Source organism: Agromyces sp. CCNWLW203 (assembly GCF_036576125.1).
GTDB lineage: Bacteria > Actinomycetota > Actinomycetes > Actinomycetales > Microbacteriaceae > Agromyces.
Genome location: NZ_JAZHYX010000006.1, coordinates 1 through 17,814, shown reverse-complemented (window position 1 = coordinate 17,814; position 17,814 = coordinate 1). Strand labels below are relative to the sequence as shown.

The following is a 17,814-nucleotide window of genomic DNA, read 5'->3' as shown; positions in this document are numbered from 1 at the left end:
AAGATTCAGCCGATTCGCGTGCCGATCGCGCCGACCACGGCCTCGAGCGGCTGACCCGAGGCGTCGCGCTTGGCGCCGCCGTCGGGCAGCGTGCGAGCCGTGCCGTCGGGCCCGACGGCCAGCGCGGGCGACCGACCGACCCAGGCGAGATGCAGTGCGTCTTCGCCCTTCAGGAAGCGCTGCGCGCGCACACCGCCGGTCGCCCGGCCCTTGGCCGGGAACTCCGCGAAGTCGCTGACCTTGGCGCTGCCGGGGTCGGTGCCGAGCAGCGTGTCGGTCGTCGTCGCGATCGTGACGACGACCGCCTCGGGCACGTCGTCGACGGCGATGCTCGTGAAGTGAACGACGTGCGCGCCGCCGCCCAGGTTGATGCCCGCCATGCCGCCCGCCGGGCAGCCTTGCGGGCGCACGGAAGCCGCCGGGAACCGAAGCAACTGCCCGTCGCTGGCCACGAACACGAGTTCGTCGCTCTCATCGCCCTGCACGGCGCCGACGAGCTCGTCGCCCGCCTTCAGGCCGATCACCTCGAACTCGGGCTTGTTCGGGTAGGCGCCGGTCGAGACGCGCTTCACGACGCCCTGCTTCGTGCCGAGCGCGATCGACCGATCGGCGTCGAGTGAGACGATGGCGAGCACCTTCTCGTCGCGGTTGGGCAGTGCGAGGTAGTCGCCGATCTTGACGCCCGCGCCCAGCTGCACCGAGGTCGGCGGCAGCATCGGCAGGTCGACCGGCGTGAAGCGGATGAGTCGGCCGAGGCTCGTGACGGCGCCGATCTCGGCCCGGCTCGTCGTGTCGAGCGTCGAGCGGATCGCGTCGTGCTTGCTGCGACGGGCGGGCACGCTGATGACGGGCGCACCTTCGTCGCCGACCGGCAGGTCGACGCGCGCGATGCGGCCGGTGGCCGAGAGGAAGACGCGGCACGGCACGTCGGCGACCTCGAGGATCGCCGCGGCGCGCTTGGCGGCGGCACCGGCGATACTCGGTCGGGCGTCGGTGAGCAGGGTGCGACGAGGGGTTCCGAAGCGCTCGGCGATCTCGGCGAGCTCGTCGGAGACGAGGGCCTCGATGCGGTGCCGGCTCGAGAGCAATGCCTCGAGTTCGGCGATCTCGGCCCGCAGCTCGTCGCGCTCGGCCTCGAGCTCGATGCGCGAGAACTTCGTGAGGCGACGAAGCTGCAGTTCGAGGATGTACTCGGCCTGCACCTGGCTGAGGTCGAAGACCTCGATCAGGCGGGCGCGCGCGGCGGCGGTGTCGTCGCTGCCGCGGATGAGCTGGATGACCTCGTCGATGTCGAGGATCGCGATGAGCAGGCCGTCGACGAGGTGCAGTCGTTCACGACGTCGGGCGAGCCGGTACTCGGTGCGCCGGGTGACCACCGAGATGCGGTGCGAGACGTAGACCTGCAGCAGCTCCCGCAGTCCGAGTGTCTGCGGGCCTCCGTCGACGAGCGCGACGTTGTTGATGTTGAACGAGTCTTCGAGCGGCGTGAGGCGGTAGAGCTGCTCGAGCACGGCCTCGGGGCTGAAGCCCGTCTTGATGCCGATGACCAGTCGCAGGCCGTTCGTGCGGTCGGTGAGGTCGGTGACGTCGGAGATGCCGTTGATCTTCTTGGCGTTGACGCCGTCTTTGATCTTCTCGATGACCTTCTCGGGGCCGACGAGGTAGGGCAGCTCGGTGACGACGAGCCCGGTCTTGCGGGCGGTGATCGACTCGACGCTGACCTTGGCTCGCGTCTTGAAGCTGCCCCGGCCTGTGGCGTAGGCGTCTTTGATGCCCGAGAGGCCGACGATCGTGCCGCCCGTCGGCAGGTCGGGGCCCGGCACGTACTCCATGAGCTCGTCGAGTGTCGCGTTCGGGTGCGCGATGAGGTGCCGGGCGGCGCCGACGACCTCGATGAGGTTGTGCGGCGCCATGTTGGTCGCCATGCCAACCGCGATGCCGCTCGCGCCGTTGACGAGCAGGTTCGGGTAGGCGGCGGGCAGCACCTCGGGCTGGGTCAGCTGATTGTCGTAGTTCGGAACGAAGTCGACGACGTTCTCGCCGAGTCCCTCGGTCATCGCGAGTGCGGGGGAGGCGAGACGTGCCTCGGTGTAGCGGGATGCCGCAGGGCCGTCGTCGAGGGAGCCGAAGTTGCCGTGGCCGTCGATGAGCGGCACGCGCAGCGTGAAGGCCTGCGCCATGCGCACGAGCGTGTCGTAGATGGCGGTGTCGCCGTGCGGGTGCAGCTTTCCCATGACCTCGCCGACGACGCGCGCCGACTTCACGTGGCCGCGATCGGGCCGGAGCCCCATCTCGGTCATCTGGTAGAGGATGCGCCGCTGCACGGGCTTCAGGCCGTCGCGCGCGTCGGGAAGGGCTCGAGAGTAGATGACGGAATACGCGTACTCGAGGAACGAGCCCTGCATCTCGTTGGCGACGTCGACGTCTTGGATGCGCTCGACGATCGGTTCTTCGGCGGGCTGGTTCTTTGCTCGGGTCATCCGTCGTCTCTGGGGCGGGCGTGGCATGCACGCGGGAAACAGGGGAGCGCCCGGCCTGTGCCAGACTGGGCGCGATGTCTGCAATGCTACCGGTGCCGGCCGACACGGCCCCGCGCCTTGCCGGGGTGCTCGGCAGTTCGATGTCGGCCGTTCAGGGCCTCCCGAACGAGCTGGGCCTGCCTCGGGCATCGGCGGTCGTCGTCGTGCTCGTCGACGGGCTCGGCGCCTCGAACCTCCAGGCGCGAGCCGGGCATGCCAGGTTCCTCGCCTCGCGCATGGCGAAGCGCGACGTGCTCCGCACCGTGTTCCCGTCGACGACGGCGGCTGCCATCGCGACGTTCGCGACGGGCCGCCCGCCCGGCGAGCACGGCCTCGTGGGGTACCGCGTGCTCGACGCGGCTCACGATCGCCTCGTCAACCAGCTGAGCGGATGGGACGCTGGCATGTCGCCCGAGACCTGGCAGCGGCTGCCGACGCTCTTCGAGACGATGCGCGAGGCCGGAATCCCGAGCTACGCGATCGGCGCGGCCCGGTACTCCGAGTCGGGCTTCACGCGCGCGGTGCTCCGGGGCGCCGAGTACCGCGCCGCGGCATCCGTCGCCGATCGCTTCGCCGAAGCCGATCGCATCCTCGCAACGGGCGAGCCCGCCGTCGTCTACCTCTACGTGCCCGAACTCGACCAGGCCGCGCACGCGCACGGCTGGGAGTCGGGCAACTGGCTCGGCCAGCTCGAGACGCTCGACGCAGAGCTCTCGGCATTCGAGCGACGGATGCCGCGTGGCGCCGGCCTGCTCGTCACGGCCGACCACGGCGTGGTCGACGTTCCGGCGCATCGACACGTCTTCATCGACGACCGACCCGAGCTGCTCGTCGGGGTGCGCCATGTCGGAGGAGAGCCGCGATGCGTGGCGCTGTACTTCGAACCCGGGCTCGCGGCATCCGCTCGCGCTGATCTCATCGACGGATGGCGCGCCGCAGAAGGTCATCGCTCATGGGTGCTGAGCCGCGACGAGGCGATCGCGGCGGGGCTCTACGGCGAGGTCGCCGATGAGGTGCGCGATCGCATCGGCGACGTCATCATCGCGGCGCGTGCGGGCATCGCCTACTACGACCGCAGGGAGCCGAACCGTCAGGCCGAGGCCATGATCGGACAGCATGGGTCGCTCAGTGACGAGGAGACGCGAGTGCCGCTCATCCGCGGGGGAGTCTTCACCCGCGGATGAGACGGCGATGGCTCGGGACGAGCAGCCGCCCCGAGCCATCACTTCATTCGTGGTGCTGCCGCGTCACTCGGGGAAGCGACCGCGCTTGACCTGCGGCTTCGGCAGGCGGAGCGGCCGCAGCTGCAGCGCGCGCATCGCGGCGTACCAGCGCACGCGCTCGACCTTGTCGGCGCCGAACTTCGCGGTGAGCTTCTTCGTGACGATGAAGCCCAGCACGACGACGTCGATGACCGCGACGAGGAAGAAGGCCCAGAGCGCGAGGATGCCGATCGACTGCACCTGGGCGCTCGGCACGAACGTCAGCAGGATGACGGCGAACATCACGGGGATCAGGATCTCGCCGATGCTGAACCGCGCGTCGACGTAGTCGCGCACGTACTTCTTCTGGGGACCGCGGTCGCGGGCGGGCAGGTAGCGCTCGTCGCCGACGGCCATGCCCACGCGCGCACGCTCGCGCGACTCCGCCGCCTTGGCACGGGCCTGCTTCGCCGCCTCCTTGCGGTCGTTCGGCACGAGCGGTCGCTTTCGAGCCGCCTCCTGCTGCGCCCGGCTCGGCGTGGGCGCACCCTTGCCGGCCTTCAGGCGAGCCTGGGTCTCTTCGAGCGTCTCTGCCTGCTGCGGCGTCTGGGCGCTCGGTTCTTCGGTGTTGTTCGGGTTCTTGGCCACGGGATTCCTCGAATCGGTTCCCCTTAAGATTACCGGCATGACCGAGTCTCATCCCGCCGCCGGCGGAACTTCCGACCCCACCTCCACGAGCGACGCGCTGCGCAGCGCCGTCGAAGCCGCATTCCCCGCCACGATCGCCGATCTCACGCGGCTCGTGAAGATCCCCTCGGTGTCGTGGGCGGCCTTCGACGAGGCCCACGTCGAGGCGAGCGCCGAGGCCGTCGCCGAGCTCGTGCGCGGCCTCGGCGTCTTCGATCTCGTCGAGATCCGTCGCGCCGCGATCGGCGAGGGCGAGGGTGCGGATGCCGCGATCGGCAAGCCGGCCGTCGTGGCGCGCCGTGCCGCACGCAACGGCCGACCGACCGTCCTCCTCTACGCGCACCACGACGTGCAGCCGCCCGGTGAGGATTCCGACTGGGAGTCGGCGCCGTTCGAGCCGACGCTCCGCGGAGATCGCCTGTACGGTCGCGGCGCCGCCGACGACAAGGCCGGCGTCATGGCGCACGTCGGTGCCATCCGTGCGCTGACCGAGGTGCTCGGCACCGACTTCGATCTCGGTATCGCGCTCTTCATCGAGGGTGAAGAGGAGTCGGGCTCGCTCTCGTTCGCGAACTTCCTGCACGAGAACCGCGAACTGCTCGAGGCCGACGCGATCGTCGTCGCCGACTCCGGCAACTGGGACCTCGAGACCCCGGCGCTGACCGTCGCGCTCCGCGGCGCCGTGGCATTCCGCATGCGGGTGTCGACGCTCGCGCACGCCTCGCACTCCGGCATGTTCGGGGGAGCGGTGCCCGACGCCATGCTCGCCGCGATCCGCCTGCTCGCGACGCTCCACGACGCCGACGGCTCCGTCGCGGTCGCCGGACTCACGTCCGCCGACCTCGAAACTCCGGCGTACGACGAGGCCCAACTCCGCGCCGAGACCGGGCTGCTCGACGGCGTCTCGCCGATCGGGCGCGGCGAGATCCTCTCCCGCATCTGGGCGCAGCCGGCGATCACGGTCACGGGCCTCGACGCGCCCTCGGTGGCCAACGCCTCGAACACCCTCGTGCCGAGCGTCGCCGTGCGTGTCAGCGCCCGCGTCGCGCCGGGCCAGCGCGACGTCGACGCCCTCGCCGCCATCCGCTCGCACCTCGAGGCGCACGCGCCGTTCGGTGCGAAGCTCGAATTCGACGCCGTGGAACTCGGCAACCCGTTCCTCGTCGACACCTCGGGCTGGGCCGTCGCCGAGTCGAACGCGGCGATGGCCGAGGCATGGGGCAAGGAGCCCGTCGAGATCGGCGTCGGCGGGTCCATCCCGTTCATCGCCGAACTCGTCGCCGAGTTCCCGGCCGCCCAGATCCTCGTGACGGGTGTCGAGGACCCCGACTCGCGCGCGCACAGCCCGAACGAGTCGCTGCACCTCGGCGTGTTCCAGCGCGCGCTGCTGAGCGAGGCACTGTTCCTCGCCCGTCTCGACGCACGCGACGGGGATTCCTGAGAGCGTGCAGGGCGTGACCGGCGTTCCTGCGGTTACCATGGAGGAAGGTTCCGCGTTCCCTGACGCACCGAGGAGAGACATGAGCGACACGATCATCGACACCGCGCACGGCGTGAAGCTGAGCGACCCCGCCGCCGACAAGGTGCGCAGCCTCCTCGAGCAGGAGGGTCGCGACGACCTTCGCCTGCGCGTGGCGGTGCAGCCTGGCGGCTGCTCGGGCCTCATCTACCAGCTCTACTTCGACGAGCGGCTGCTCGACGGCGACGCCGTCGTCGACTTCGAGGGCGTCGAGGTCGTCGTCGACAAGATGAGCGTGCCGTACCTCGATGGTGCGTCGATCGACTTCGAGGACACGATCCAGAAGCAGGGCTTCACGATCGACAACCCGAACGCAGAGGGCAGCTGCGCCTGCGGCGACTCGTTCCACTGACGCAACCCGATCAGCTCCGAAGGGAGGCCGCGAGAGCGGCCTCCCTTCTGTGTTTTCGCCGGTGGAGCCGGAAATCAGTGATCCGACGCGCCCGACACCGGCCCCGAGTGCACACCCCGGGGGTCGAGTCGGAGTAGGCTAGACACCGATCACCGCGCTTCACTGTGAAGCGCCTTCGAGTCTCCCGAAAGGTCACCGGTGCGCAACAACCGCCGACTCCGATGGGCTGCAATCCCGATCGCAGCGTCGCTCAGTCTCGTCCTCGCAGGGTGCACGCAAGCCCAGCTGAACGGATTCCTCCCCGGATTCGTCGAGGGGGAGGCGCCGGTGACGAACCACACCGAGCGCGTCTCAGGCCTGTGGGTCACCTCGTGGATCGTGCTGCTCATCGTGGGTGTCATCACCTGGGGCCTCACGATCTGGGCCGTCGTCGCCTACCGTCGCCGCAAGGGCCAGACCGGCCTCCCGGTGCAGCTGCGCTACAACATGCCGATCGAGGTCTTCTACACGATCATCCCGCTGATCCTCGTGCTGGGCTTCTTCGCCTTCACCGCACGCGATCAGGCGGCGATCGAGCAGCGCTTCGCCGAAGAGGACATCGACGTCAAGGTCGAGGTCATCGCCAAGCAGTGGGCGTGGGACTTCAACTACGTCAATGAAGACGTGTACTCGCCCGGCATCCAGGGCCAGCTCTCCGAAGAGGGCCCCAAGGGCTCGCTCGTGCAGGAGGAACTGCCGACCCTGTACCTGCCCGTCGGTGCGAACGTCGAGATCGAGCTCGAGTCGCGCGACGTCATCCACTCGTTCTGGGTCGTCGACTTCCTCTACAAGAAAGACATGTACCCGGGCAAGACCAACTACATGTCGTTCGTGCCCGAGCGCGAAGGCACCTACGCCGGCAAGTGCGCCGAGCTCTGCGGTGAGTACCACTCGCTCATGCTCTTCAACGTCGAGGTCGTCTCGCAGGGCGAGTACGACGACTACATCGAGTCGCTGCGCGACGCCGGCCAGGAAGGCCAGCTGTCGAACGAGTACGACCGCAACCAGAACCTGCCCGGTACGGGCGAGCCCGAATTGAAAGAGGAGCACTAAGCCGCGATGAGCACCACGACCGCACCGGCTCGCCCCTCTGCGAGCACGCTTCCGTTCGGCGCTTCCAAGGTCGAACGCAAGGGCAACATCCTCGTCAAGTGGATCACGTCCACCGACCACAAGGTCATCGGGTACATGTACCTGATCACCGCGTTCATCTACTTCTGCATCGGCGGCGTCATGGCGCTGATCATCCGGGCGCAGCTCTTCGAGCCGGGCCTCGAGATCATCCAGACGCGTGAGCAGTACAACCAGCTCTTCACGATGCACGGCACGATCATGCTGCTCATGTTCGCGACCCCGCTGTTCGCGGGCTTCGCCAACGTGCTCATGCCGCTCCAGATCGGTGCTCCCGACGTGGCGTTCCCGCGTCTGAACGCGTTCGCGTACTGGCTCTTCAACTTCGGTTCGCTGATCGCGGTCGCCGGCTTCTTCACGCCTCAGGGCGCCGCGTCGTTCGGTTGGTTCGCATATCAACCGCTCGCGTCGACGACGTTCTCACCAGGCGTCGGCGGCAACCTCTGGATGGTCGGCCTCGGACTCTCGGGCTTCGGAACGATCCTCGGCGCGGTGAACTTCATCACCACGATCATCACGATGCGCGCGCCCGGCATGACCATGTTCCGCATGCCGATCTTCACGTGGAACACCCTCGTGACGTCGATCCTCGTGCTCATGGCCTTCCCGGTGCTCGCCGCCGCGATCCTCGCCGCCGCCGCCGACCGCATCTTCGGCGCACACGTGTTCGACCCCGCCAACGGCGGCGTCATCCTGTGGCAGCACCTCTTCTGGTTCTTCGGGCACCCCGAGGTCTACATCATCGCGCTGCCGTTCTTCGGCATCGTCTCCGAGATCTTCCCGGTGTTCAGTCGTAAGCCGATCTTCGGGTACAAGACCCTGATCTACGCGACGATCGCGATCGCTGCGCTCTCGGTCACGGTGTGGGCGCACCACATGTACGTCACCGGCTCCGTGCTGCTGCCGTTCTTCGCCCTCATGACGATGCTCATCGCAGTGCCGACGGGTGTGAAGATCTTCAACTGGATCGGCACGATGTGGCGCGGCTCGATCACGTTCGAGACGCCGCTGATCTGGTCGCTCGGCTTCCTGATCACCTTCGTGTTCGGTGGTCTCACGGGCGTGATCCTCGCCTCGCCGCCGCTCGACTTCCACGTGTCCGACACGTACTTCGTCGTCGCGCACTTCCACTACGTGGTGTTCGGCACCGTCGTCTTCGCGATGTTCGCCGGCTTCTACTTCTGGTGGCCGAAGTGGACCGGCAAGATGCTGAACGAGACGCTCGGCAAGTGGCACTTCTGGCTGCTCTTCATCGGCTTCCACACGACCTTCCTGATCCAGCACTGGCTCGGAGTCGTGGCGATGCCCCGCCGGTACTACTCGTACCTGCCCGAAGACAACATCACCTGGATGAACCAGCTGTCGACGATCGGCGCCGGCATCCTGGCGGTCTCGATGATCCCGTTCTTCCTGAACGTGTACATCACGGCCCGTCGTGCACCCAAGGTGACCGTCAACGACCCGTGGGGCTACGGAGGTTCGCTCGAGTGGGCGACCAGCTGCCCGCCGCCGCGCCATAACTTCACGTCGATCCCGCGCATCCGTTCGGAGCGCCCTGCCTTCGACCTCAACCACCCCGAGGCGGGCATCCCGGTCGGCATCGGCCCGGCGAAGGATGCACCGCAGGCGCCCACCTATGACGCCGCCACGGAGGAGATCAAGTAATGCGCGCCAACGTCAACCTCTTCTGGATCCTGACGGTCTTCCTGCTCCTCGTCGCCGGCGTCTACGTCGGGTGGAGCTGGGCCGACAACGCCTCGAACGGCCTGAACCACCCCGAGTGGGCCGGCTCCGTCGCCATCACGCTGACGGCGGTGCTGAGCGCGTTCATCGCGTTCTACCTGGGGCGCGTGCACAAGGCGCAGGGCGCTGAGCTGCCGGAAGACCGTCTCGACGCGAACATCGACGACGGCGACGCCGAGCTCGGGTTCTTCAGCCCGTGGAGCTGGTGGCCGATCGTGCTCGCCGGCGCCGCTGCGCTGATGTTCCTCGGCCTCGCGGTCGGGTTCTGGATCTCGTTCATCGCGGTCGGACTCGGCGTGATCGCCCTCGTCGGCTGGGTCTACGAGTACTACCGCGGCAACTTCGCCCGCTGAGTTCCAACGCGAAGAGCCCCGAGACGGTTTCCGTCTCGGGGCTCTTCCGTACCCGCGGCTTCGCTACGTCATGCGGTTGACTTCGCGGCCGCGCTGCCGACCGGTTCCCTGACCGCCACGGCGACGTTCCAGTTGCCGACGCGGTCGTGATCGCTGACGACCATGCCCGATCGTCTCAGCACGTCGATCATCGCCTCGGGCGAGTGGATGAAGCCCCGGTACCGGCTGCCGCGCATCGCCATCCACGCGTTCTCCACTCGAACCAGTGCGCGGGCAGCCCACGATCGCGATGGGTAGGTGAAGACGACCGCGAGCCGCGCATGGGCGGCCGCGGCGCCCAGGAGGTGCGTGAAGTCGGGATAGCAGCACACGACGCGGTGGAGGACTACGAAGTCGGTCGGTGCGATGTCATGGCCCGACACGGCCAGATCGATTCCGACGATGCGGGTCACTGCGGATTCGAGGCCGTGCAGGCGGATCAGGTCCGCCGCGTCGCGCTCGTAGGAGTCCGAGAGCTCCAGGTTCACGGTCGATGCCGCACCACGAGCCAGGAGCTCGATCTGCATCGCTCCGATGCCGCCGCCGATCTCCATGATCGATCGGCCTTCGACACCGAGAGCCGAGATGAGGTCGATGACGCGGCGCTCGGAGTCGGTCAGGCCGTGCCGCTGATAGTGGCGCGCCAGCTTCGCGGCGAATCGGGCGCCGAAGACATCGTCGAATCCGCACGGGACGTGCGGATCGCAGCAGTCGTCCATGCCTTCATTCTCGTGCGGCTGCCGTCCGATGGCGAGACCCCGACGGGTCTTCGACGATCACGCAGTCGGAGTCGCGCGCACGAACGTCACGACGTCGACCGACACCGTCACCGAGAGGGCATCGGATGCCGCCTCCCGCTCGGCGCCGGATCGATGATGCGCGGTGGGGCCCATGTCCACCAGCAGCGCGCGGGTCTCGGTGTCGGCGACCAGGGGATACTCGACCCGCGTCGTCTCGGCCGCCTTGAAATCGACCTCGGTGAACTGCGCGGTCACGAGTTCGGCTTTGCCGTCTGGAACGTCGAGCGCTGCGCCGAGGCGTCGCAGCTCGATGAAATGCGTCGCGGTCGGCACGACGACGACGAGGAGGCCCCCGGGGCGCACGATGCGTGCGAACTCCGCCGGGTTGCGAGGAGCGAAGACGTTGAGCGCGACGTCGGCGCTCGCGTCACGGATCGGCAGCGGGCGCCAGAGGTCGAGCACGACGCCCGTCGAGCCGGGAACGGCCCGCATGGCTGCTCTGACGGCGTCGGGGGAGCGATCGGCGAGCAGCACGGCGGAACCGGGCACGGCGCTCGCGAGCGCTCGAGCGTAGTAGCCCGTGCCGCAGCCGAGGTCGACGATCCTCGGCGCGCCGGCCGCAGAGGCTGTCGCAGTGGATCCATCGCCCGCGGTGTCGAACGGCGATCGAGCGCTGCGCATGGACTCGATGATGGCGTCGGCGATCGGCGAGTAGGCACCGGAGTCGAGCAGGCGAGCGCGGGCCTCGAGCATCTGCCGATCATCACCGATGGTGCGGGGCGCTCGTGGCGGCAGCAGGGTCGCACTGTGATGCTTCGAGAGGTCGAAGCGGTGCCCGAGCTCGCATCCCAGCACTCGGTCGGTGACCGGCTCGAGGTCGTGAAAGCAGTTCGGGCACCGCAGCCAGGTCGAATCGATCGACATGGCGCGGTGCCCGAATCTCTCTGACGGGATCGTCAGTGGTGGGTGTCGTGGCCGGACTCGAGTTCGCCCCTCGTGACCGGCGCGATGCGGTCTTCGAAGAACCAACGCGAGAGCGCTGCACGCACGTGCTGACCGGCGGTGATCTTGCCGCGTGCGTTCGGGCGGATCATGAGCGGCGCGTACGACTCCTGGCTCACGAGCCTCCAGCGGTCGTACTCGTCGAGGGGCTGGTGGACCTCGATGAACTCGCCGCCTGGCAGCTTCACGATGCGTCCGGACTCGTAGCCGTGCAGCACGATCTCGCGGTCCTTCTTCTGCAGCGCGATGCAGACGCGCTTCGCGATGAAGTACGCGATGAAGGGGCCGATGATGACGACCGCCTGGAGTGCGTGGATGACGCCCTCCATGGTGAGCGAGAAGTGCGTCGCGAGGATGTCGGAGCTCGCCGCCGCCCAGAGGCCGGCGTAGAACGTGACACCTGCAGCACCGATCGCCGTGCGAGTCGGGGAGTTGCGGGGGCGGTCGGCGATGTGGTGCTCTCGCTTGTCGCCCGTGACCCACGCTTCGATGAACGGGTAGATCAGCACGGTCACGATGAAGATGCCGATCACGATCAGCGGCACGAGGATGTTGAAGGACCACGTGCGGTCGAGCCAGACGAACTCCCAGCCCGGCGGGATCAGTCGCAGGGCGCCGTCTGCGAAGCCGATGTACCAGTCGGGCTGGGTTCCGGCGGAGACGGGGGAGGGGTCGTACGGTCCGTAGTTCCAGATCGGGTTGATCGTGAACATCGAGGCGATGAGCGCGAGCACACCGAAGACGATGAAGAAGAACCCGCCGGCCTTGGCCGCGTAGATCGGGAGGATGGGCGGGCCGACCGCGTTCTGCTGGCTCTTGCCCGGGCCGGCGTACTGCGTGTGCTTGTGCACGACGACGAACACGAGGTGCAGCGCCACGAGCGCCACGACGAGCGCGGGGAGCAGCAGGATGTGCAGCGTGTAGAGACGACCCACGATCTGCGTGCCCGGGAACTCGCCGCCGAACAGGAGGAACGAGGTCCAGGTGCCGATCAGCGGGATGCCCTTGACCATGCCGTCGATGATGCGGAGGCCGTTGCCCGAGAGCAGGTCGTCGGGGAGCGAGTAGCCCGTGAAGCCCTCGGCCATCGCGAGGATGAAGAGGGTGAAGCCGATGACCCAGTTGAGCTCGCGGGGCTTGCGGAACGCTCCGGTGAAGAAGATGCGGAGCATGTGCAGGCCGATGGCCGCGACGAAGAGCAGCGCCGCCCAGTGGTGCATCTGGCGCACGAAGAGGCCGCCGCGGATGTCGAAGGAGATGTCGAGCGTCGACGCCATGGCGACCGACATCTCGACGCCCTTGAGGGGCACGTACGAACCGTCGTAGTGCACCTCGACCATCGATGCCTGGAAGAAGAACGTCAGGAAGGTGCCAGAGATGAGCACGACGACGAAGCTGAAGAGCGCGACCTCGCCGAGCAGGAACGACCAGTGGTCGGGGAAGGCCTTACGGCCGAGTTCCTTGACGAATCCCGCGATGCTCGTGCGCTCGTTGACGTACACGGACGCAGCTGACGTGAACGACCGCTTCTGCGGCGCGGTTGCGGACGGTGCGGTGGTCAATTGCGCTCCCAGAAGCTCGGACCGACGGGTTCGGTGAAGTCGTGCTGCGCGACGAGGTAGCCCTCGTCGTCAACGTCGATCGCAAGTTGAGGCAGGGGACGAGCGGCCGGGCCGAAGATGACCTCGCACGCGTTGGCGACGTCGAACTGCGACTGGTGGCACGGGCACAGCAGGTGGTGCGTGTGCTGCTCGTACAGGGCGACGGGGCATCCGACGTGCGTGCAGATCTTCGAGTACGCGACGATGCCCTCGTAGGCCCAGTTCTCGCGGCCCGGTGCGTGGTTGAGGTCGCCCGGCTCGAGACGCATGAGCAGCACGGCTGCCTTGGCCTTCTCTTCGAGCTTGCCGTGCTCGAGGTCTTGGAGACCCTCGGGGATGACGTGGAACGCACTGCCGATCGTGACGTCGGCGGCCTTGATGGGCACGCCCGACGGGTCGAGCGCGAGTCGGGTGCCCTTCTTCCACATCGTGTGGCTGAGCAGCTCGACGGGCATCTGGTCTTGCGGGGCGAAGCCTCGGAAGAGCACGATCGCGGGCAGCGGGAAGACGAGCAGCGCACCGATGAGGCTGTTGCGGATGGCGGCACGGCGTGTGAAGCCCGACTCGCGGTCGGCGTCGGCGAAGACCTGGACCGCGGCGGCCTGCGTCTCGGGGGAGCCGCCGATGGGGTGGCGCTCGTCGACGAGCTCGACGTCGGCCATGATCGCCTTGCCCCAGTGCACCACGCCGAAGCCGATGGCGAGCAGCGCCAGGGTTGCACCGAGACCGAAGAACATGTTGTTCAGCCGCACCGCGCCGACGTCGTTGGACTCGATCGGGAACAGCATGTACGCAGCGATCGCCCAGACGCTTCCGAGGATCGACAGGTAGAACAGCGTGTAGACGGTGCGCTGAGCACGCTTCTCGCGCTTGGGGTTCTCGTCGGTGACCCGGGGCCGGTGCGGCGGGAAGCCGGGGTTCTCGAACGAGTCGGCGGCGATGACCGCGGTACCCGGCGAGACGGCGATGTCGTGCGCGGCGTGCGACGAGTCGGCAGCGGCGAGCTCTGCGCCGCTGTGGTCGTCCTGTGCCATGGTTCTCCTTCTTCAGCTACTTCTGTGCCGGGGCGTGCGCTAGTTGGACTTCGCCGTGATCCACACGGTGATCGCGACGATCGCGCCGAGACCGAAGATCCAGATGAACAGGCCCTCTGCGACCGGCCCGAGGGAGCCGAGTTCGAAACCACCGGGCGAGCGGTTGTCCTGCAGGTACTTCAGGTACGTGATGACGTCGCGCTTGTCTTCGGGCGAGATGTTGAGGTCGTTGAAGACGGGCATGTTCTGGGGGCCCGTGACCATGGCCTCGTAGATGTGCACGCCCGAGACGTCGGTCAGCGGGGGAGCGAACTTGCCCTCGGTGAGCGCACCGCCGGCGCCGGCCACGTTGTGGCACATCGCGCAGTTGATGCGGAAGAGCTCTGCGCCGTTCGCGGCGTCGCCGCCGCCGTTGACGAGGTGGTCGCTGGGGATGTCGGGGCCGGGGCCGAGCGACGCGACGTAGTAGGCGAGCTGCTGGATCTGCTCGTCGGTGAACTGCACGGGCTTCTCTTGTGCCTGGGGGCCCTGCATCTGCATCGGCATGCGACCGGTGCCGACCTGGAAGTCGACGGCTGCCGCGCCGACGCCGATCAGGCTGGGGCCCTCGCCGGTGCCCTCGGCCGAAAGGCCGTGGCACGTGGCGCAGTTCGCCTGGAAGAGCTTCTTGCCCTCTTCGATCGTCTGCTGCGAGCTCGGGTCCACTTCGGCCTGCGCGGTGGTGCCGGTGCTCAGCGCGGCGTATGCACCACCGGTGAAGACGAGGCCGAGCGCGAGGAGCGCGACGGTGGCGAGCGGGTGCCGGCGTCCGGTGCGTCGCTTCTGGCGAGTCATGGGTATCTTCCTGTTCACGGTCATGCTGGGGTGACGCTCCTGATGCGACTTACTTGAGGACGTAGATGACGAAGAACAGTCCGATCCAGACCACGTCGACGAAGTGCCAGTAGTACGAGACGGCGATCGCGCTGGTCGCCTCGCGGTGACCGAAGTTCTTGACGGCGAAGACGCGGCCGATGACGAAGAGGAACGCGATGAGGCCGCCGGTGACGTGCAGGGCGTGGAAGCCCGTCGTCAGGTAGAAGGCCGATCCGTAGGCGTTCGAGTCGAGCGCGATGCCCTCGGAGACGAGCGTCGCGTACTCCCAGACCTGGCCCGCGACGAAGACGCTGCCCATGGCGTACGTGAGGAAGAACCACTCCGTCACGCCCCACTGGGTCGGCTTCCAGCCCGTCGCGTAGGGCTGCAGGCGCTCGGCCGCGAAGACGCCGAACTGGCACGTGACCGATGACAACACCAGGATCAGCGTGTTCACGGCCGCGAACGGCACGTTCAGTCGGTCGGCCTCGAAGGCCCACTGCTCGGGTGATGTCGACCGCAGCGTGAAGTAGATCGCGAAGAGTCCCGCGAAGAACATGACTTCACTGCCGAGCCAGACGATCGTTCCCACCGCTACGGTGTTGGGTCGTTTGATCAGGGGCGCGCTCGCCTGATAGGTGATTGAGGTGCTCGTCACCATCCCATTATGGCTGAAACGAGGCGTGAGTTTTCGTCATCCGGGGGGCCCGTGTCGCTCCCGTCAGGTAAGGGGAACCTAAGTTCGGCTGTGCGAAGGCCGCGAATCCGCCGTGAATCCCGCAGATAGGATCGACGCATGCCCGCAGGACAGAACTGGCCAGACATCTTGAATTCCCTCCTCGAGGGGTCCGATCTCAGTGTTTCGGATGCCGCGTGGTGCATGGAGCAGGTCATGACGGGCTCGATGAGCGAGGCCCAGTTGGCCGGATTCCTGATCGCGCTGCGCGTGAAGGGGGAGACCGTCGACGAGATCGTCGGGTTCCGCGACGCGATCCTCGACCACGCCGTGGCGCTTCCCGTGGACCCGATGGCGCTCGACATCGTCGGCACCGGCGGCGACCGGTTCGGCACCGTCAACGTGTCGACGATGGCCTCCATCGTGGCCGCGGCATCCGGTGTGCCGGTGATCAAGCACGGCAATCGAGCGGCGAGTTCGTCGTCGGGCTCCTCCGATGTGCTCGCCGCGCTCGGTCTCGACCTCGAGCTGCCCGCGGAGCGCGTGGCCGAGGTGCTCGGCGAGGCCGGCATCACCTTCGCCTATGCGGCGGCCTTCCACCCCGGGTTCCGCCACGCCGGCCGTGTGCGCGCCGAGCTCGGCGTGCCGACCGTCTTCAACTTCCTCGGACCGCTCGTCAACCCGGCCCGCCCCGAGGCATCCGCTGTCGGTGTCGCTCAGCTCGACCGCGTGCCGCTCATCGTCGGCGTGTTCCAGACCAGAGGAGCGACCGCACTGGTGTTCCGTGGCGACGACGGGCTCGACGAACTCACCACGACCGGCCACAGCCACGTCTGGGAGGTGTCGCTCGGTACCGTCAAGGAGCACGACCTCGACCCGCGCGACCTCGGCATCGCGCGAGCGTCGATCGATCAGCTCGCCGGCGGCGACGCCGGGCACAACGCGACCGTCGTGCACGACGTGCTCGCCGGCGCCCGGGGGCCCGTGCGCGACATCGTCGTGCTGAACGCCGCGGCCGGTCTCGTCTCGTTCGAGCTCGCAAAGGATCCGAGCCAGTTCCAGCGCGCCATTCTCGACCGGTTCACGGAGAAGATCGCGATCGCAGAAGCCGCGATCGACAGCGGAGCGGCTGCACGCAAGCTCGAGCAGTGGATCGCCGCGACGCGGTCCTGAGCGGCGGACGAACCGCGGTGGTGGAACCGGAACGGCTCCACCACCGCATCCGTCACTTCACGTCGTCGTCGACCCAGTCGAACGTCTTCGTGACGGCCTTCTTCCAGAGTCGGATCTGACGGTCGCGCTCAGCGGAGTCCATCGACGGGGTCCAGCGCGAGTCCTCCTGCCAGTTGGCGCGGAGTTCGTCGAGGCTCGACCAGAAGCCCACCGCGAGACCCGCCGCGTACGCGGCGCCGAGCGCGGTGGTCTCGGCCACGACCGGACGCACGACCGGCACCCCGAGGATGTCGGCCTGGAATTGCATGAGCGTGTTATTGGCGATCATGCCGCCGTCGACCTTCAGCTCGGTCAGGTCGACGCCCGAGTCGGCGTTGACCGCCTCGAGCACCTCGCGCGTCTGGAACGCCGTCGCCTCGAGCGCGGCGCGGGCGATGTGGCCCTTGTTCACGAAGCGGGTGAGGCCGACGAGCGCGCCGCGAGCGTCGGGGCGCCAGTACGGGGCGAAGAGCCCCGAGAACGCCGGCACGAAGTACGCGCCGCCGTTGTCGTCGACGGTCTTCGCGAGTTCTTCGACCTCGGGAGCGCTCGAGAACAGGCCGAGGTTGTCGCGGAGCCACTGGATGAGCGAACCGGTCACGGCGATCGAGCCCTCGAGGGCGTAGTGCGGCGGCTGGTCGCCGAGCTTGTAGCCGAGCGTGGTGAGCAGGCCGTTCTTGGAGTGGACGATCTCCTCGCCGGTGTTGAAGATGAGGAAGTTGCCGGTGCCGTAGGTGTTCTTCGATTCGCCCGTGTCGAACGCGGCCTGGCCGAAGGTCGCTGCTTGCTGGTCGCCGAGGATGCCGGCGACCGGCACCTCGCGCAGCAGGCTCGACGGCTCGACCGTGCCGTAGACCTCGGACGAGCTCTTGATCTCGGGCAGCATCGACTTCGGCACGCCGAAGGCGGCGAGGATGTCGTCGTCCCAGGCGAGGGTCTCGAGGTCCATGAACATGGTGCGCGAGGCGTTCGTGACATCCGTCGCGTGCACGCCGCCGTCGGGGCCGCCCGTGAGGTTCCACAGCACCCAGGTGTCGGTCGTGCCGAACAGCAGGTCGCCGGCCTCGGCCTTCGCGCGCGCACCCTCGACGTTCTCGAGGATCCACACGA

The 17,814-nt window shown here is 67.8% G+C and carries 16 protein-coding genes; 7 read left to right on the top strand and 9 right to left on the bottom strand.

Features of this window, described 5'->3' with window-relative positions; all coding sequences use genetic code 11:
• Positions 1-5 precede the first annotated feature (5 nt).
• The gene (locus VPH61_RS14005) at positions 6-2,480 is read right to left on the bottom strand and encodes a DNA gyrase/topoisomerase IV subunit A (RefSeq protein WP_332064129.1); all 2,475 of its coding nucleotides are present in this window, start codon (positions 2,478-2,480) and stop codon (positions 6-8) included.
• Positions 2,481-2,554: 74 nt separating this feature from the next.
• On the opposite strand from VPH61_RS14005, the gene VPH61_RS14000 reads away from it, so the two are divergent.
• Entirely contained in the window at positions 2,555-3,703 is a 1,149-nt protein-coding gene (locus VPH61_RS14000; RefSeq protein ID WP_332064128.1) for an alkaline phosphatase family protein, read from the top strand.
• Positions 3,704-3,766: 63 nt separating this feature from the next.
• On the opposite strand, the gene VPH61_RS13995 is transcribed toward VPH61_RS14000, so the two are convergent.
• The gene (locus VPH61_RS13995; protein ID WP_332064127.1) at positions 3,767-4,369 is read right to left on the bottom strand and encodes a DUF3043 domain-containing protein; all 603 of its coding nucleotides are present in this window, start codon (positions 4,367-4,369) and stop codon (positions 3,767-3,769) included.
• A gap of 37 nt (positions 4,370-4,406) precedes the next feature.
• On the opposite strand from VPH61_RS13995, the gene VPH61_RS13990 reads away from it, so the two are divergent.
• From VPH61_RS13990 to VPH61_RS13970, 5 genes are all read left to right on the top strand, one after another.
• Positions 4,407-5,849 (top strand): dipeptidase, encoded by a 1,443-nt coding sequence (locus VPH61_RS13990; RefSeq protein ID WP_332064126.1) that lies wholly within the window; start codon positions 4,407-4,409, stop codon positions 5,847-5,849.
• Between the two features lie 79 nt (positions 5,850-5,928).
• A complete protein-coding gene (gene erpA / locus VPH61_RS13985; RefSeq protein ID WP_332064125.1) occupies positions 5,929-6,279 on the top strand; it encodes an iron-sulfur cluster insertion protein ErpA in 351 nt (116 codons plus the stop codon).
• A 198-nt stretch (positions 6,280-6,477) separates the two neighbouring features.
• Positions 6,478-7,371, top strand: coding sequence for an aa3-type cytochrome oxidase subunit II (gene ctaC / locus VPH61_RS13980; RefSeq protein ID WP_332064124.1), 894 nt, complete (start codon positions 6,478-6,480; stop codon positions 7,369-7,371).
• A gap of 6 nt (positions 7,372-7,377) precedes the next feature.
• The gene (ctaD, locus tag VPH61_RS13975) at positions 7,378-9,114 is read left to right on the top strand and encodes an aa3-type cytochrome oxidase subunit I (RefSeq protein WP_332064123.1); all 1,737 of its coding nucleotides are present in this window, start codon (positions 7,378-7,380) and stop codon (positions 9,112-9,114) included.
• Positions 9,114-9,545, top strand: coding sequence for a cytochrome c oxidase subunit 4 (locus VPH61_RS13970; protein ID WP_332064122.1), 432 nt, complete (start codon positions 9,114-9,116; stop codon positions 9,543-9,545). The genes ctaD and VPH61_RS13970 overlap by 1 nt, the downstream gene beginning before the upstream one ends.
• Before the next feature lie 68 nt (positions 9,546-9,613).
• Here the strand turns inward: VPH61_RS13970 and VPH61_RS13965 are convergent, their stop codons facing one another.
• The 6 genes from VPH61_RS13965 to ctaE are packed head-to-tail and all read right to left on the bottom strand — an operon-like array spanning position 9,614 to position 15,477.
• Positions 9,614-10,303, bottom strand: coding sequence for a methyltransferase domain-containing protein (locus VPH61_RS13965; RefSeq protein ID WP_332064121.1), 690 nt, complete (start codon positions 10,301-10,303; stop codon positions 9,614-9,616).
• Between the two features lie 57 nt (positions 10,304-10,360).
• The gene (locus VPH61_RS13960; RefSeq protein WP_332064120.1) at positions 10,361-11,248 is read right to left on the bottom strand and encodes a methyltransferase domain-containing protein; all 888 of its coding nucleotides are present in this window, start codon (positions 11,246-11,248) and stop codon (positions 10,361-10,363) included.
• 32 nt (positions 11,249-11,280) lie between these two features.
• Complete coding sequence (gene qcrB / locus VPH61_RS13955; RefSeq protein WP_332064119.1) at positions 11,281-12,888, bottom strand: cytochrome bc1 complex cytochrome b subunit; 1,608 nt, start codon at positions 12,886-12,888, stop codon at positions 11,281-11,283.
• Entirely contained in the window at positions 12,885-13,961 is a 1,077-nt protein-coding gene (gene qcrA / locus VPH61_RS13950) for a cytochrome bc1 complex Rieske iron-sulfur subunit (protein WP_332064118.1), read from the bottom strand. The genes qcrB and qcrA overlap by 4 nt, the downstream gene beginning before the upstream one ends.
• Before the next feature lie 39 nt (positions 13,962-14,000).
• Positions 14,001-14,795, bottom strand: coding sequence for a cytochrome bc1 complex diheme cytochrome c subunit (qcrC, locus tag VPH61_RS13945; RefSeq protein ID WP_332064117.1), 795 nt, complete (start codon positions 14,793-14,795; stop codon positions 14,001-14,003).
• A 49-nt stretch (positions 14,796-14,844) separates the two neighbouring features.
• Positions 14,845-15,477, bottom strand: coding sequence for an aa3-type cytochrome oxidase subunit III (gene ctaE, locus VPH61_RS13940; protein ID WP_332064116.1), 633 nt, complete (start codon positions 15,475-15,477; stop codon positions 14,845-14,847).
• Positions 15,478-15,612: 135 nt separating this feature from the next.
• On the opposite strand from ctaE, the gene trpD reads away from it, so the two are divergent.
• Positions 15,613-16,665, top strand: a complete 1,053-nt coding sequence (gene trpD / locus VPH61_RS13935) for an anthranilate phosphoribosyltransferase (protein WP_332064115.1) — start codon at positions 15,613-15,615, stop codon at positions 16,663-16,665.
• A 52-nt stretch (positions 16,666-16,717) separates the two neighbouring features.
• On the opposite strand, the gene VPH61_RS13930 is transcribed toward trpD, so the two are convergent.
• The coding region (locus VPH61_RS13930) for an FGGY family carbohydrate kinase (protein ID WP_332064114.1) at positions 16,718-17,814 on the bottom strand (1,097 nt) is incomplete at its 5' end.

Bases quoted from the DNA above. Each gene is read 5' to 3' on its own strand.
- erpA (WP_332064125.1), top strand. From the start codon at position 5,929: ATGAGCGACACGATCATCGACACCGCGCACGGCGTGAAGCTGAGCGAC.
- qcrC (WP_332064117.1), bottom strand. From the start codon at position 14,795: ATGACTCGCCAGAAGCGACGCACCGGACGCCGGCACCCGCTCGCCACC.
- VPH61_RS13990 (WP_332064126.1), top strand. From the start codon at position 4,407: ATGACCGAGTCTCATCCCGCCGCCGGCGGAACTTCCGACCCCACCTCC.
- VPH61_RS13965 (WP_332064121.1), bottom strand. From the start codon at position 10,303: ATGGACGACTGCTGCGATCCGCACGTCCCGTGCGGATTCGACGATGTC.
- VPH61_RS14005 (WP_332064129.1), bottom strand. From the start codon at position 2,480: ATGACCCGAGCAAAGAACCAGCCCGCCGAAGAACCGATCGTCGAGCGC.
- VPH61_RS14000 (WP_332064128.1), top strand. From the start codon at position 2,555: ATGTCTGCAATGCTACCGGTGCCGGCCGACACGGCCCCGCGCCTTGCC.
- VPH61_RS13960 (WP_332064120.1), bottom strand. From the start codon at position 11,248: ATGTCGATCGATTCGACCTGGCTGCGGTGCCCGAACTGCTTTCACGAC.
- trpD (WP_332064115.1), top strand. From the start codon at position 15,613: ATGCCCGCAGGACAGAACTGGCCAGACATCTTGAATTCCCTCCTCGAG.
- VPH61_RS13970 (WP_332064122.1), top strand. From the start codon at position 9,114: ATGCGCGCCAACGTCAACCTCTTCTGGATCCTGACGGTCTTCCTGCTC.
- ctaE (WP_332064116.1), bottom strand. From the start codon at position 15,477: ATGGTGACGAGCACCTCAATCACCTATCAGGCGAGCGCGCCCCTGATC.
- ctaD (WP_332064123.1), top strand. From the start codon at position 7,378: ATGAGCACCACGACCGCACCGGCTCGCCCCTCTGCGAGCACGCTTCCG.
- qcrA (WP_332064118.1), bottom strand. From the start codon at position 13,961: ATGGCACAGGACGACCACAGCGGCGCAGAGCTCGCCGCTGCCGACTCG.